This window comes from Embleya sp. NPDC008237 (genome assembly GCF_042956465.1).
Taxonomy (GTDB): domain Bacteria; phylum Actinomycetota; class Actinomycetes; order Streptomycetales; family Streptomycetaceae; genus Embleya.
On the sequence record NZ_JBIBGL010000002.1, the window covers coordinates 719225 to 733442 of the forward strand.

At 71.3% G+C, this 14218-nt stretch carries 11 protein-coding genes; 7 read left to right on the forward strand and 4 right to left on the reverse strand.

The window, feature by feature from the left end; translation table 11 throughout:
* Positions 1-49: 49 nt before the first annotated feature.
* Positions 50-2929, reverse strand: a complete 2880-nt coding sequence (locus tag ACFZBU_RS06335; RefSeq protein ID WP_391582323.1) for a sigma-70 family RNA polymerase sigma factor — start codon at positions 2927-2929, stop codon at positions 50-52.
* A 258-nt stretch (positions 2930-3187) separates the two neighbouring features.
* Here ACFZBU_RS06335 and ACFZBU_RS06340 point away from each other — a divergent pair, with 258 nt between their 5' ends.
* Positions 3188-3682 (forward strand): DUF3592 domain-containing protein, encoded by a 495-nt coding sequence (locus tag ACFZBU_RS06340; RefSeq protein WP_391582324.1) that lies wholly within the window; start codon positions 3188-3190, stop codon positions 3680-3682.
* A 440-nt stretch (positions 3683-4122) separates the two neighbouring features.
* Here the strand turns inward: ACFZBU_RS06340 and ACFZBU_RS06345 are convergent, their stop codons facing one another.
* Together ACFZBU_RS06345 and ACFZBU_RS06350 are read right to left on the reverse strand one after the other, a co-directional pair.
* Positions 4123-4623, reverse strand: a complete 501-nt coding sequence (locus tag ACFZBU_RS06345) for a cupin domain-containing protein (RefSeq protein ID WP_391582325.1) — start codon at positions 4621-4623, stop codon at positions 4123-4125.
* A gap of 264 nt (positions 4624-4887) precedes the next feature.
* Positions 4888-5784 carry a LysR family transcriptional regulator gene (locus ACFZBU_RS06350; RefSeq protein ID WP_391582326.1) on the reverse strand — a complete coding sequence of 299 codons (897 nt, stop codon included), beginning with the start codon at positions 5782-5784 and terminating at the stop codon, positions 4888-4890.
* 173 nt (positions 5785-5957) lie between these two features.
* On the opposite strand from ACFZBU_RS06350, the gene ACFZBU_RS06355 reads away from it, so the two are divergent.
* The 3 genes from ACFZBU_RS06355 to ACFZBU_RS06365 all read left to right on the forward strand — a co-directional run bounded on the left by ACFZBU_RS06355 (position 5958) and on the right by ACFZBU_RS06365 (position 7996).
* Positions 5958-6452: a dihydrofolate reductase family protein gene (locus tag ACFZBU_RS06355; RefSeq protein ID WP_391582327.1), complete on the forward strand. Its 495-nt coding sequence runs from the start codon at positions 5958-5960 to the stop codon at positions 6450-6452.
* Between the two features lie 177 nt (positions 6453-6629).
* Entirely contained in the window at positions 6630-7298 is a 669-nt protein-coding gene (locus tag ACFZBU_RS06360; protein WP_391582328.1) for an alpha/beta fold hydrolase, read from the forward strand.
* A gap of 197 nt (positions 7299-7495) precedes the next feature.
* Complete coding sequence (locus ACFZBU_RS06365; protein ID WP_391582329.1) at positions 7496-7996, forward strand: hypothetical protein; 501 nt, start codon at positions 7496-7498, stop codon at positions 7994-7996.
* On the opposite strand, the gene ACFZBU_RS06370 is transcribed toward ACFZBU_RS06365, so the two are convergent.
* Entirely contained in the window at positions 7926-9029 is a 1104-nt protein-coding gene (locus ACFZBU_RS06370; RefSeq protein ID WP_391582330.1) for an alkaline phosphatase D family protein, read from the reverse strand. The two genes, ACFZBU_RS06365 and ACFZBU_RS06370, sit on opposite strands and share 71 nt — an antisense overlap.
* 703 nt (positions 9030-9732) lie before the next feature.
* On the opposite strand from ACFZBU_RS06370, the gene ACFZBU_RS06375 reads away from it, so the two are divergent.
* From ACFZBU_RS06375 to ACFZBU_RS06385, 3 genes are all read left to right on the forward strand, one after another.
* Positions 9733-11961, forward strand: a complete 2229-nt coding sequence (locus ACFZBU_RS06375) for an MMPL family transporter (RefSeq protein WP_391582331.1) — start codon at positions 9733-9735, stop codon at positions 11959-11961.
* 113 nt (positions 11962-12074) lie between these two features.
* Positions 12075-13301: a sensor histidine kinase gene (locus ACFZBU_RS06380; protein WP_391582332.1), complete on the forward strand. Its 1227-nt coding sequence runs from the start codon at positions 12075-12077 to the stop codon at positions 13299-13301.
* Positions 13298-13978 carry a response regulator gene (locus ACFZBU_RS06385; RefSeq protein WP_391582333.1) on the forward strand — a complete coding sequence of 227 codons (681 nt, stop codon included), beginning with the start codon at positions 13298-13300 and terminating at the stop codon, positions 13976-13978. The genes ACFZBU_RS06380 and ACFZBU_RS06385 overlap by 4 nt, the downstream gene beginning before the upstream one ends.
* The last annotated feature ends 240 nt before the right edge of the window (positions 13979-14218 follow it).

Genomic DNA, 14218 nt, shown 5'->3' on the forward strand with positions numbered 1-14218 from the left:
GTATCGGGCCCGACGCGTGGGTCCCGTCCGGCCACCCGGAGTCGCCGCGCTACGGGTAATGCGGCGACGCGGTCACGTAGTCGAGTCGGAAGCCGTTGTCGGCCGGTGCGCCGGTCGGGGTGTAGCAGGCCAGGTACATGAGGACGTCGTCCTTGGCGCCGTAGTCGTTGCGGAGCACCGTGGTGCAGTACCCGCCGCCGGTGGCCGTCAGGTGCGCGTAACTGGTCATGTACCCGACCGACAGGCGCAGGGTGTAGCGGCCGGTCGCGGTGCGGGTCACGGTTGCCGTGCCCGGCCGGGACATCCACGATCCGCCGACCGTCGGCGCGGCGGAACCGGGTGCGTCGGCGACGGTGAGGTGCACCGTGTGCGGGACCCGGGCATCGTCGAGCAGGCTCTGACGGCCGGTGTGGCTCAGCGTGAACGCGGTGTCGGCCGGCGCGCCGGTGTGCGTGGTGCAGGACACCGACGCGGTGCCCCCGGACAACGCGACGACCGCGCAGTGCCGCGCCGTCGTACCGATCGGCGAGACCTGCACGGACTCCGTGTCCGCCGCGACCGCCACCGCGTAGCGGCCGATGCCGGTACGGGTCACCGCGCCGGTGTTCTGTCGGGACGCGGCGGCGGGGAGTTGGCGGGCGGCGGTGGGCTCGCCGGCGTACACGTAGCCGCGCGAACCCGCCTGTCCATACGGGCCGTTCCGGTCGCCGGCGAGGAACAGTCCGGTGAACGGGATGTCGGCGCGGGTGCCGGTACGGTCGAGACAGGTGACCTCGATCCTCTCGTCGGCGCCCTCCTGCCACCATCGAACCGGCTGGCAGGACACGCCGTTCGCGGCGTAGTCGGAGACCGCGACATGGGCGATGCCGCCGGGTGCGCCGCTGTCCGGGAGGATCACCACATGCCGGCCGACTTCGAGGTGCGTGACGCGTACCGTCTTGACGGCGGGCGGATTGCCGAGCCGCCAGATGCCGTAGGTCCAGTTCGGCTCGTGGCTGTCCGGGCGCTGCGGGGTCGGCGACAGTTCGCGCGTGGTACCGATCGGGTCGTCGGCGTAGCGGACCATCCAGAAGCCCCAGACCGCCGGCACGGGGGGACCGCCCGTTTCGGTGCCGGGACCGGGACCGGAGTCGGTTCGGCCGCCGGTGCCGGGGGTGGTGCCCGCACCGCTCTGACCGGTGCCGGTGCGGGCGTCGGACCCGGACCCGGCCCCGGAACCGGAGCCGGTTCCGGCGGGAACTCCGCCCGGCAGAGCGGCCGTTGTGTCCTGCCCGTCCGGGGGCGACGTGCCGTCCGGCGAGGAGGTATCGCCGGGAAGCGGTACTCCGGAGGCATCCGTCGCGGTGGGGCTCGATGGTGAGGGTCCGTCCGCTTTCGGATTCGCCGCCGGGCCGGGGCCCGTACCGCCGGGGGCCGCCGAGGCGCCGGGGGAGGGCCGGGCGGTCGGTGTGTGCGCGGATTCGGGCGATACGGCCAACAGGGTCAGGGCGGCCGCCGTGGCCAGGGCGACGACGGCGCCGCCGACGCGTACCGCCATGGGGTTCTCGCCGGCGAGCCGGGAGGCGGTGTTCATCATCGGCGCGACGCCGGGAACGCGCAGCAACTGCTGTAGAACCGCATCACGTACGACGCGGGTCGTGGTGACCAGGGGCCGGGCGACGGCGTCCAGGGCCGGGCGTACGTTCCGCACGATCTCGCCGAACCGGCCGGCCGGATCGGCCGTCGCGGGCGCCGCGGCGGTCATCGACGCGGCGAACTCCGGTGTCGCGGCGGGCGCCACCGAGGCCGCCTCGGCCGTGGCCGCGGGACGACCCGTCCACCAGGCCACCGCCGCGCGCCGCCGCTCGTCCTCGTCCTCCGCGCCGTGCCGAGCCGCCGCCAACGCCAGGCCCGGGCCGAGCACCCAGGTGCGCTGGAGCACGGCGTCCCTGGCCACGGCGGAACAGTTCGCACACGACTTCGCGTGCGTCCCGAGCGCCCGATACTCCGCCCGAGTCGGCACCAGGCCGGCCCCGGCTTCCTCGGCGACGAACAATCGTGCGAGCGCCGGGACTCGGGCCGCCTCGGAGCAGGAGCGCACCGCGCGTGCCGCCGCCAACAGCCCCACCCGCTCGCGTACCTTCTTCAGGCCGCGGCTCAGTTCGCGGTCTACCCTGATCCGGGACCACCCCAGACGGGCGGCGAGTTCGGCGCCCTTGACCGGGCGCATCTCGGCGAGCGTGTGGTCCAAGTGTGCGCTCACCACCACGCGTTGGGTCTGCGACAGCGCGTCGGTCGCGGTGTAGATCGCGGCGAACGCCTGAGACTTGCCGTACGCGTGACCGAGATCGGCATCCCACGCGGCCGACCCCGAGCCGGTCACGCTCTTCGCGCCCGGTGTCTCCTCCTCCTCGATCGACCGGTCCGCGACGCGTTGGCGCGCCTTCAGTTCCGCCATCCACACGTGCTTGGCGATGCCCCACAACCACCGGTCGACGCCCCGGTCCGGTTTCAGGTCACGGGCGATGCCGTCCAGCGCCCGGACGAACACCTCACTGACGCAGTCGTCGGCCTCGGCCGCCGAGGGCAGCCGCACCCGGAACCAGCGCACCATCGCGTCGTGGTGACGCTCGTACAACGCGATCCGCGCAGCCTCGTCCCCGTCCCGCAACCGGTGCCACATGTCGTCCGGGTCCGGGTCCGGGCCCGAGTCCCGGTCCAACTCCAGGTCCAGGTCCGGGTCCAGATCCCCGTCCCGGTTCAGGTTCGCACCCGAACTCGCGCCCGCAGCAGCCGAGTCGGCGTCGTCGACCGCTGGCACGACCGGGCCGTCGGGGCCGTGCGGGAGGGCCGACGCCCCCCGATCCGACGACTCCTGATCCGACGCCCCCCGATCCGACGGCAGGTCGTCGGGCAGCTTTCCGGGCGGGTCCGGTCGGGTCTGTGTCATGACACCCTCCGCAACGGCGACGCGGCTCTGTCACACGGAACGTGGCCCGAGGGGCACAGATCTCTCCACTCTTCGCGCGACGATTATCCGCCGGCGGCCGGCCGTAGGTCCCGGAAAGCGTCCGTCGCGGCGAAACTCACGAAATCGGACCTCGAAAAGTGGAGAGATTTCGCCGCGCCCGACCACGTCTCGGGCAAGCGGACCACTCCCGGTGGCCGCTCACCGGCTCACACCGGTGTACACCGAAGGAAACACACCATGCGCGAGCACTCGCATTCCTTCCTCGTGGCGAGGGAACTCGTCATGATCATCGGCCCGTTCGTCATCATCCTGATCGCCCTGCGGGTCAACTACCTGCGCAGGGCCGGGATCCGTGCGACCGGCACCGCCGTTTCCTCCCGCCTCGAGCGCCGTACCCGGCCGAGCACCGACCCCGACCGCACCCGCGACGACGTCTACTACGTGCCCGTGACCACCGTCGACTACGCCGACCACAACGGCCATCGGCACCGCTGCACGGTCGACGGCCGCTACCGCACCGGCTCGTCCGTCCCGCTGGTCTACACCCCGCGCCGGCCACACCGCGCCCAAGCCGAGTCGGCGGCATCCTACGGCCGCGTCTTCATGGCCATCCTTACCTATGTGATCCTGCTGGCCGGCCTCACCTACATCGCCGGCCAAGTCGACAACCAGGTCGACGACTTCTGCGCACCCCTAACTCCCGATGCCCGCACATTCCACGACTGCCCCTGAAGCCCGCCGAGATCCCGGTCGGAGCGCCCCGGCGTGCTCGTGGCATGTCCGACATCCATGAGCCGCCGGGCCACGAGGTATACGCGTGGCTGCACGGCATGGACGGTCCGTTCCGCTACGGGAGCCTGATCCTCGTCAGGGAACTTCCCGTCGACGACCCGTCCGATGTTTCGTACGCCACTGCGCCGGCCGCCGGTTGGCCACGCTGTCGGAGGCGTCGGGTCGAGCAACCGACCGTCCTCGGCGCCGTCGTCCGTGGTGTGTCGGCTCGCACACGGGCGTGGTGGCGTCCGGTCCAGGGAGGGGCGGTGGCCGCGTACCGGGGTGTGGGGAGCGAACCCCGGCCGCTCATCCGGCGTGGGCCCCGGATGCGGCAACCGATCCGTGCCGCCTCCGCGCCGGGCCGCGGGGCCACCGGATCTCCACCCCGCCGTTCGGTCTCAGCCCCGGCTGCGCGACCGGTTCCAGTTCTCGCTGGTGGTGAAGTGGGTGTCGTAGAGCTCCTGGACGTCGAGGAGGCTCTCCGGCGGCACCTTGCCGTAGGCGATGCGCTCCAAGTGCCGGAAATACTCGAAGCGTTCGACGCCCGGGGTGATCACGATCAGGATGTCCGCGTCCTCCCCGGGTGCGGCGCCGAACGCGTGGTCGAGACCCGGTGGCACGATGACCACGTCGCCCTTCTCGGCGGTCACCACTCGGTCGCCGGACAGGAGCTGCGCCGTCCCGTCGAGCAGGTAGAACAGTTCCGCCGACCGCGAATGCCGGTGCGGCGTGGCGCCGTTCGCGCCGTCGGCGAGGGTGACGCGCTGGGTGGACAGCGCGCCGCCGGTGGAACTGCTGTCCGCCAGGAGGCGGACGGTGGTCGGGGCGCGACCGATCACCTCCGCGTCGTCGGAGCGGACCAGGACGGAGTCGTCGAAGCCGGGAACGATGATCGACATGGCGAATTCTCCTCGGTGCGGGTCGACAGGTTCGGGTCGTCGGGTGTACGGGGCGTTCGAACCACGGGCGGAAGCAACACGTTCCACAGTGGCAGCCCCAGCGTTCGTATACGGCAGCCGCAGCGTACGTACCGTGTTGTTCTCCCGAGCACTGCGGTGTCCTTGCGTACTGCGGTGGTCTTGCGAGAAGACTGGTCCCTCGCTCTTGGAAACCACATGGATACGGCATGGAGCCCGGGCGGTCTCGGGCCCGCAGCCCTGCGCTCAGGTGGCGGTTCCCTCGCAGGCGTCCTCGGCCGCGCGGACGAATGCCCGGACGCGGGCGATGTTGTTGCTGTCCAGCCAGACCGGGCCCCACCGCACCGGGGCGGCGTCGTGGAAGGGGACGTAGGTGATGTCGGGGCGCGGGTAGAAGTGCGCGGCGTGTTCGCCGACGGGGAAGACGCCTTTGCCGGAAGCGATGAGGGCGAGTGCCTCGGGGAACGTGGTGGCGGTCGGGCCCTTGGGTACCGGCCGGCCGGAGGGGGTCTGCGCGGGCGAGCGGTCGATGCGCAGTTCCTCCGGCATGTTCGCGGACATCTGGATCACCGGGTGGTCCGCGAGAATCTCGATCGACACCGATGTGCGCGATGCCCACGAGGGTGTCGTCGGTGCGGCCAGGACCCGGGTCTCGGACAGCAGGACGGGGCCGGTGATCACTCCCGACATCGGCAGGGCCGTGATCAGGACGTCGAGTTCACCGGCGTGCAGCCGTCCGATGGCGTCGTGGACCTGGGTCTCGTGAATGTGGACTTCGCAGTCGGGGTGGCGGGCCGCGAACACGGGGATGGTCTTGAGCAGTAGTTGGCCGGCCGCAGCTCCCAGGAATCCGGTTCGGAGCACGCCGGTCACCCCGCGCGCGGCGTCCATGGCTCGGCGCAGCGTGTCGTCCATGTCGCGTATCAGGGGCGCCAGTTCGTCGGCGAACCGACGACCCAGCGGGGTCAGGCGGACCCGGCGGGTGGTGCGCTCGAACAGGGGAGCGCCGACGCGGCGTTCGAGTTTGCTGATGCTCTGGCTGACCCGGCCGGTGGTCAGGCCCAGGCGCTCGGCGACACGTCCGAAGTGCAGTTCCTCGGCGAGAGCCAGGAAGGTCTGTACTTCCACCCGTTCCAACAGCACGTGACTCTCCGTTGTTGAATCCGGCTAAACGACCATGTTCCGAGTGGGCCTTGATGCCGTCCGACGGGTGACGGTTGGATCGGACACGTTATCCCGACCGGCCGGATCGGCGGCGATCGGGCCTCGCAGGGGAGGGCCTGATCCCCGCTCACGGCCATGACTTGGAGTGAACGATGACGATCCCCGGGGCTGCCCAGGTGACGGGAGCGCGGCTGCGTCGCATCGTGGCCACGCTCCGGGTGTCCCTGGACGGCGTGGTGGGGACATGGCAGCAGGGGTGTCCCGCGCACTGCGCAGCCCATGTGCGCCCCGTCGCGGAGGACGTTGCCGAGTGGGACGACACCCGAGTCCTGGGGCGGGAGGTCGCCGCCGGCTTGGCTGAACTCAAGCGGCGACCCGGCAGTGACATCGACGTCTCCGGCAGCATCACCCTGACTCGCTCCCTGCTGCGGATCGGCCTCGTCGACGATCTGCACCTGCTGATGCACCCGATCGTAGTGGGCGCGGGACGACGACTGTTCCCCGCCGACGGTGAGCGCATCCCGCTCGCCCTGGTCGAGGCGACGCGCACCTGCGCCGGTGTCGTGCACCTGCACTATCGGCCGGACCGACACGGCATATCGCCGTCCCTACGGCTACAGCGGGAGACGTCCGACCGCGGACGATGACCCCGGGAAGAGCCCCGGGACGGAGCTGCGGGAAGGAGCCCCGGGAAGGAGCACGATGACGATGCGAGCCCCCGGTCGGGACTCGTTCGCGGGTCCGATGTATCGAAGGTCGTCGTGCCTGCATGCCGCGCACTTCCAGGCCCGGCACCCCAATCCACCCATACCCCGGAGACTTCCGTGACCACTTTCGTCCTGGTCCCCGGCGCCTGGCACGGCGCCTGGACCTTCCAGCCCCTGGCCCGAGGCCTTCGCGAACACGGCCACCAGGCGTACGCCCTGACCCTGACCGGTGTCGGCGACCGAAGACACCTGTTGACCGCTTCGGTCAACCTCGACACCCACATCCAGGATGTGGTCAACCTCCTGGAGGACGAGCAGATCACCGACGCCGTACTCGTCGGGCACAGCTACGGGGGAATGGTGATCACCGGTGCCGCCGATCGTGTCCCGGGCCGTGTGCGGGGACTCGTCTACGTCGACGCTCTCCTGCCACGTGACGGGGAATCCTGCTGGTCCCTGGTGACCGACCGGGAACGCGAGTGGTACCTCGGTGGCGTCGGCCGTGACGGCTACACCAGCGAGCCACTGCCGTTCTTCGATCCACGGGCCACCCCGCACCCGTTGGCCTCGCTGATGCAGGCGGTGCGTCTCGAGGGCGGCCTCGACCGGTTCGAGCGTCGGGACTTCGTGTACGCGACCGCATGGGAAGGAGAGTCGCCCTTCCAGGCCGTCCATCGGCGACTGTCGAACGACCCGGCCTGGCACGTGCACAGTGTGGCCTCCGGTCACAACATCATGCGCGACGCCCCGGACGAACTCCTGAAGATTCTGCTCGACGCCGCCTGAGCGATCCCGTACTCGACGAGGGACGCCTGTCTCCGAGTCGTCCGACACCGTTCTTCGATCAAGAGATTGAGGGGACACGGCCGTGAGTCGTCGTGGGGCGTTGTTGTTCGCGTGCATGTGTGTGATCTGGGGGATCCCGTACCTGCTGATCAAGGTCGCGGTGGACGAGGTGTCGCCGGGGGTGCTGGTGTTCGTGCGTGCCGGGCTGGGGGGCCCTGTTGCTGTTGCCGTTCGCGTTGCGGGGTGCGGGCCTGCGGGGGTTGGGTCCGTACAAGTGGCCGCTGGCGGTGTTCGCGGTGACCGAGTTCGTCGGACCCTGGTGGATGCTCTCGGAAGCCGAGCGGCGGTTGTCGAGTTCGACGACGGGGTTGTTGATCGCGTCGGTGCCGATCTTCGGGGCGGTGCTGGTGTACCTGACCGGTGGTGGCGAGCGTATGGGTGCGGTGCGGTGCGGTGCGGTGCGCTGGGCCGGGCCGGCGATCGGGTTCGGTGGGGTTGCGGTGTTGGCCGGGCTCACGCTCGCGATCGGGGCCTCGTGCGTGCTGATCCTGGGCGGCGCGGTACTGGCGACCAGAAGGAACAAGGGAATCCCCACCCGAGTACGGGAGTCCCGGGCCGCGTTCCCCGTCAGACCGGCGTCGTCACGGGCACCATCCGTTTCGTCGCTCCGTCGACGGCGAACGACTTCAGGTGGGTGACCGTGCTGTCCGGCCTGGTGCGGTCGGCGACCTTGTACCAGTCCATCTGCACGCGTGCGGCGGTCACGTCCAGCACACCGCAGCCGTTGGCTTCGGATTCGCCCCATTGCAGGGGCGGGTTCAGCTCGAGGATCGCGGTGACGATCTGCGCGCCCGCGCCGCCGGGGTAGAGCGTGCCGAAGGGCGTCGAGGTGATCGACGTCATCACGAACTGCGATGCGAGCGGCGCCCCTCCGCCGGGCGCCGGGACCTCGCCGGCCCATGAGGAGTGCAGGTCGCCGGTCAGGAAGACGGTGTTGCGTTTGTCGTGGTCGCGCAGGTGGGTGAACAACTCGCTCTGCTCGGCCCGGTAGCCGTCCCACTGGTCGGGGTTGACGGTCGCGGGCGCCCCGGGTCGGGCGCCGGGCAGCAGCCACGGCGCGGCCATGACGGAGCTGCCGATCAGGTTCCAGGTGGCGGTGCCGCGCGCGAGGCCGTCCTTGAGCCAGGCCATCTGGTCGCGGCCGGTGAGGGTGCGCGCTCGATCGTCGAGGCCGGCGGTGTCGGTCGCCGCGACCTGCCGGGAGCGGAAACTGCGCAGGTCGAGCATGGTCAGGTCGACGAGGGTGCCGAAGGACAGGCGACGCTGGGTGGAGCCGGGCATCGCCCGGCGTACGGGCAGCCATTCGAAGTACGCCTGTTTCGCCGCCGCGACGCGGTCCGCCCAACTGCCGTCGGAGGCCGGATCGTGCTCGTCCGCCCCGCCGGACCACCACCCGTTGCACACCTCGTGGTCGTCCCACGTGGCGATGATCGGTACTACGGCGTGCATCGCCTGCAGGTCGGGATCGGTGCGGGAACGGCCGTGCCGGGCCCGGTAGTCGGCCAACGTGCGGCACGCGGTGGGCGGTTCCATCGCCCGGACGGACCCCGGCTTGGCAGTCCGGGTCGGGGGTGACGCGGGTCCGGATGACGACCCCGTCGGGCAGGGGGTCGCCGGACGCGACGCCGTGCAGGAACGACCCCCACGCGACGCCGGCCGCCTCGGGGGCATCGGCCTCGGCCGCCTGCGCGCCGGGGGTTCCCGACCGCGTGACGCGCGTCGGCCCCGCCCGCGCGTGGCGGACGGGGCCGAACGGCTACGGGGGCGGGCTACTTCATGCCGATCCGGTCCATGACACCGGCCGCCGCCACGCCGGAGGCGGCAGCCGTGATGCGGACGAAGTCGCGGCGGTGCAGCGGAGTTCCCGTCATGCGTTCCTCCAAAAGGTGTGGCACGGCCGGGTGGGACCGAGGCGCGGTGACCGAGATTGAAACACCTGCGTTAACTTGGGAAGGGGCAGGAGCGGAGCCCGGGTTGTCGAAAGGTCACAACGAGACGGTCGCCGCCCAAAGGAGCACGCGGATACACCCGCGAACCACACTCGCGGCCGTCCGGGCGATCGCGGCGGGCGCACCACGCAGGCGTGGCCGTGATTCCGGCGGACACACGACCCAGGCTTGGCCGGTGATCCCGGCGGCTCCGGCGTACCCCCCCGGCGAGGGGTTTCGGCAGGTGGGTGAGGTCGCTCGGCAGCGCCGGCGTGATGGTGTCGGGCCCCTCCGGGCGGGCGGCTTCGTGGGCGCGCCTACTGCGATTTCAGTAGGTGGTCGTGCGCTTTCGGTAGGCCGCAGTGTCCGTAGCGGCATGACGACGGGACGGGTATTGCCGGGCGAGCCTTGAGCGGACATCGCTTCCGGAATATGGAGACCCTGACGTGGCGACTTTTCTGTATCGGCTCGGGCGCGGCGCCTTTCGGCGGCGCGGCTGGGTCGTTCTGGTGTGGCTGGGGGTGCTGGCCGCGGTCGCGGTGGGCGCTGCGGGGGCACCGGGGCCCTCGGACGAGGAGTTCTCGATGCCGGGGATCGAGTCGCAAAAGGCGTTCGATCTCATGGAAGAGCGTTTTCCCGGAGAGGCCGCGGACGGCGCCACCGCCCGCGTCGTCTTCGTCGCCCCGGCCGGGCGGAAGGTGACCTCGGGCGACCTGCGGAAGGCCGTCGGGGACGCGGTGCGTTCGTTGTCCGGCGGCCCGCAGGTGGCCGGTGTCGCGGACCCGTTCGAGTCGAAGGCCGTCAGCAAGGACGGTTCGACGGCGTATGCGACCGTCACCTACAAGGTGGAGTCCTCCGAGGTCACCGATGCCGACCGTGCGGCGGTGGACAAGGCGGCGAACCAGGCGCGGGCGGCGGGCTTGACGGTGGAGACCGGCGGGTCGGCGATGGACAGCGGCGGTGGACCCGACGGGACCGCGGAGATCGTCGGCCTCTCGGCGGCGGCCATCGTGCTGCTGTTCACGTTCGGTTCGCTGGCGGCCGCGGGCCTGCCGCTGCTGACCGCGATCGTGGGCGTCGCCGTGAGCCTGTTCGGGATCCTGCTGATGGCGGGCCCGTTGGGCCTGTCCTCGGACACGCTCACGCTCGGGATGATGCTGGGCCTGGCGGTGGGCATCGACTACGCCCTGTTCGTGGTGTCCCGCTACCGGGAGGAACGCGGGCGCGGCCGGGCACCGCAGGAGGCGGCCGGGGTGGCGGTGGGTACCGCCGGTTCGGCGGTCGTATTCGCCGGACTCACCGTGGTGATCGCACTGTCGGGCCTGGCGGTGGTCGGGATTCCGACACTGACGAAGATGGGCCTGGCCGCCGCGGGGACCGTCGCGGTCGCCGTGCTGGTCGCGTTGACGGTCGTCCCCGCACTGCTCGGCTTCCGGCCCGACGCGGTGCTGGCCCGCAAGGTCCGCAAGGCGCGCACCCGGGGCGGCGACCGAGCCGTGCTCACGAGCGGCGGACGAGACAACCTGGGCGCGCGCTGGGCGCGTTTCGTGCTGCGTCATCCGGTGCCGGTGCTGGTTCTCGGCGTGGTGGCGCTGGTTGCACTCGCCGTGCCGATGGCGTCGCTGCAACTGGGCATGCCGGGTGACGAGGCCAAGTCCACCGCCACCACCGAGCGGCGGGCCTACGATGCGCTCGCCGAAGGTTTCGGCCCCGGCTTCAACGGCCCGCTGACCATCGTCGTGGACGCGAGGGGAGCGGCCGACCCGCACGCCGCGGTGCGCGCCATCAGCGACCGGATCGGCGGCACGGACGGCATCGTGTCGGTCTCGGCGGCCGGCTTCAACCAGGCCGGCGACACGGCGGTCTTCCGGGCCACCCCGTCGACCAGCCCCACGGACGAGAAGACCAAAGCCCTGGTGGAGACGATCCGCCGCAACCGTACGGCCGTGGAGAAGCAGACATCGGCGACCTTCGAGGTCACCGGCACGACCGCGCTGAACATCGACATCGCGGCGAAGGTGCAGTCGGCGCTGGCACCGTATCTGGCGGTGGTGGGCGGCTTGGCGGTGGTGCTGCTGCTGGTGGTGTTCCGGTCCGTACTGGTTCCGGTCAAGGCGGCCCTGGGTTTCGTGCTTTCGGTGCTGGCGGCGCTGGGTGTGCTGGTGCTGGTCTTCCAACAGGGACACGCCGCAGGCCTGTTCGGGGTGGAGCAGACCGGGCCGATCATGAGCCTGATGCCGATCTTCATGATGGGCATCGTCTTCGGGCTCGCCATGGACTACGAGGTCTTCCTGGTCTCCCGGATGCGGGAGGCGTACACCCACGGGGAGAGTGCCGGTCAGGCGGTCGTGTCCGGGTTCCGGCACAGCGCCCGGGTGGTCACGGCCGCCGCGCTGATCATGATCGCGGTCTTCTCCGGGTTCATCGGGGAGCAGGGCTCGCTGATCAAGATGCTCGGATTCGGCCTGGCCGCCGCGGTGCTCTTCGACGCCTTCGTGGTCCGGATGGCGATCGTGCCGGCCGTCCTGGCCCTGCTCGGCGACCGGGCCTGGTGGTTGCCGGTGTGGCTGGGCCGCGTCCTGCCCCGGGTCGACGTGGAAGGCGAGAAACTCGGCCATACGCGGTCCGCCGGCCCGAACCCTCATCCGGACGGGCCGGTCGAGGCGCACGTGTGACCGGCTCCGGCCCGCAGGACCGCCCGAGCAAGGTGCCTCGGGCGGTCCGCACGCCCGTGCCGGCGATCATCGGCGACCATGGACCTCGGCCACGCCCCCTCGCGGAGACTACGATGACCAGCAATCTCGAACGATACGCGGAGCGCCATGCCCGGGCCGCGGACGTGGTGACGGCGGTGGCGTTGTGCGTCTGCACGCTCTTCGGGGCCCAGATCGGCACATCGGAATCCTCGCCCCCGCACGCCCTGTGGCCCGCCTGGATCCTCGCCGCCGGCAGCGCGGCCGTCATGGCCGCCCGCAGCCACCCGCGTGCCGCCCTCGCGGTCGCCGCCGCCGCGGCCGCCGTGCTGACCGGCCTGGGCTACCTGCCCAGCCCGCTGCTGCTGGCTCCGGTCATGGCCGCCCTGTACTGGCTTGCCGCGCTCACCGACTCGCGGACCACCGGCATCTACGGTTCGGCGACCCTGGCCGTCCTGGTGGCCACCTCGCTGGCAGGCGCGCCGCTCGGCGACGACCTCATGCTCCGGACCGTGGGCACCGTCCTGTGGCTGATGCTGCCGGTGTCCTTGGGCGGCAGAAGCCGCTTCCGGCGCGCCTTCCTCGAATCCGTCAAGGCCCGCGCCGCGAACGCCGAACGCACCCGCGAGGAGGAAGCCCGGCTCCGCGTCGCCGAGGAACGCATGCGCATCGCCCGCGAACTGCACGACGCCGTTGCCCACCACATGGCCGTCGCCCACGCCCAGGCCGGCACCGCCGCCCACCTCGCCGACACCCACCCCGAACAGACCCGCAAGATCCTCGCCGACCTGGTCGGCACCACCACCGCCGCGCTGCTGGAACTACGCGCCACCGTGGGCGTGCTGCGCCGGACCGCCGACCCGGACGCCGACCCACTGGCGCCCACCCCGGGCCTGGACCGGCTGCCGACACTCGTCGCGGGTTGCGCATCGGCCGGCCTGACGGTCACCGTCAGCACCGAAGGCCAGGCTCGTCCCCTGTCCCCGGGAGTGGACCTGACCGCCTACCGGATCATCCAGGAAGCCCTGACCAACGCCACGAAACACGCGCCCGACCACGCGGCCCGAGTCCGGCTCCACTACGCGGGCTCACGCCTGCTCGTCACCGTCACCAACGACGGCACGGCGAACGGGGCCACCGTGCCGATGCCCGGCGGCGGATACGGACTGATGGGTATGCGCGAACGCGCCCACTCCGTCGGCGGCGACCTGCGCGCCGGCCCCCGACCCGAAGGCGGCTTCGAAGTCGCCGCCGCCCTCCCGCTCCAGCCCCACACCCCGGCGGACGCCCCGGCCGGACAACGACACGAGGACACCCGTTGACCATCCGCGTCCTGCTCGCCGACGACCAGGCCCTCCTGCGCGGCACCTTCCGCCTCCTGATCGACTCCTGCGACGACATGGAGGTCGTCGACGAAGCCGCCGACGGCCACCAAGCCGTGGAACTCGCCCGCGCCCACCGGCCCGACGTCGTCCTCATGGACATCCGCATGCCCGACACCGACGGCCTCGCCGCCACCGCCGCCATCTGTGAGGACCCCGACCTCACTGGCACCCGCGTGCTCATCCTGACCATGTTCGAGACCGAGGAATACGTCGCCCGGGCGCTCCGCGTCGGCGCCAGCGGCTTCCTCGGCAAGTACGTCACCACGGACGCGCTGCTGGACGGAATCCGCACGGTCGCCGCAGGCGAAGCCCTGCTGTCACCGGGAGCCACCCAAGCCCTGATCACCCGCTTCCTCACCACCCCCGCCTCCGGACCACCCCTCGCCCCCGCCGAACGCCTCGCCGACCTCACACCTCGCGAACAGGAAGTCACCGTCCTGGCGGCCCACGGCAAATCCAACGACCAAATCGCCCGGGAACTCGTCCTGAGCGTCCTGACCGTCCGCACCCACATCCAACGCGCCATGACCAAACTCGGCGCCCGCGACCGCGCCCAACTCGTCGTCATCGCCTACCAAAACGGCCTTGTACGCCCTGAACCACCCCATCTTTGAAGACAACGGGCGGAGCGTCCACTCGCCGACGACGAAGACTTCGACGGGACCACGGCGCCGCCGTGGAGTGCGGCTTGGGGCTCGGCGGCTCGGCGGGGTCCGGCGGTCGGGCGGTCCGGTGGTCCGGATGAGGATGTGGTGCGGGAAATCAGGCGACCGATCGGGGAATCTCCGCTTTCCTTGGCAGGCCGGTCGGTTCCGTCGTCGTCGCTCGCCGGTGTCCCGGTGTACCGCCCGCAC

What these genes read in the sequence shown, in the direction of transcription:
- ACFZBU_RS06335 (WP_391582323.1), bottom strand. Translation starts at nt 2,929, where the DNA reads ATGACACAGACCCGACCGGACCCGCCCGGAAAGCTGCCCGACGACCTG.
- ACFZBU_RS06340 (WP_391582324.1), top strand. Translation starts at nt 3,188, where the DNA reads ATGCGCGAGCACTCGCATTCCTTCCTCGTGGCGAGGGAACTCGTCATG.
- ACFZBU_RS06345 (WP_391582325.1), bottom strand. Translation starts at nt 4,623, where the DNA reads ATGTCGATCATCGTTCCCGGCTTCGACGACTCCGTCCTGGTCCGCTCC.
- ACFZBU_RS06355 (WP_391582327.1), top strand. Translation starts at nt 5,958, where the DNA reads ATGACGATCCCCGGGGCTGCCCAGGTGACGGGAGCGCGGCTGCGTCGC.
- ACFZBU_RS06370 (WP_391582330.1), bottom strand. Translation starts at nt 9,029, where the DNA reads ATGCCCCCGAGGCGGCCGGCGTCGCGTGGGGGTCGTTCCTGCACGGCG.
- ACFZBU_RS06380 (WP_391582332.1), top strand. Translation starts at nt 12,075, where the DNA reads ATGACCAGCAATCTCGAACGATACGCGGAGCGCCATGCCCGGGCCGCG.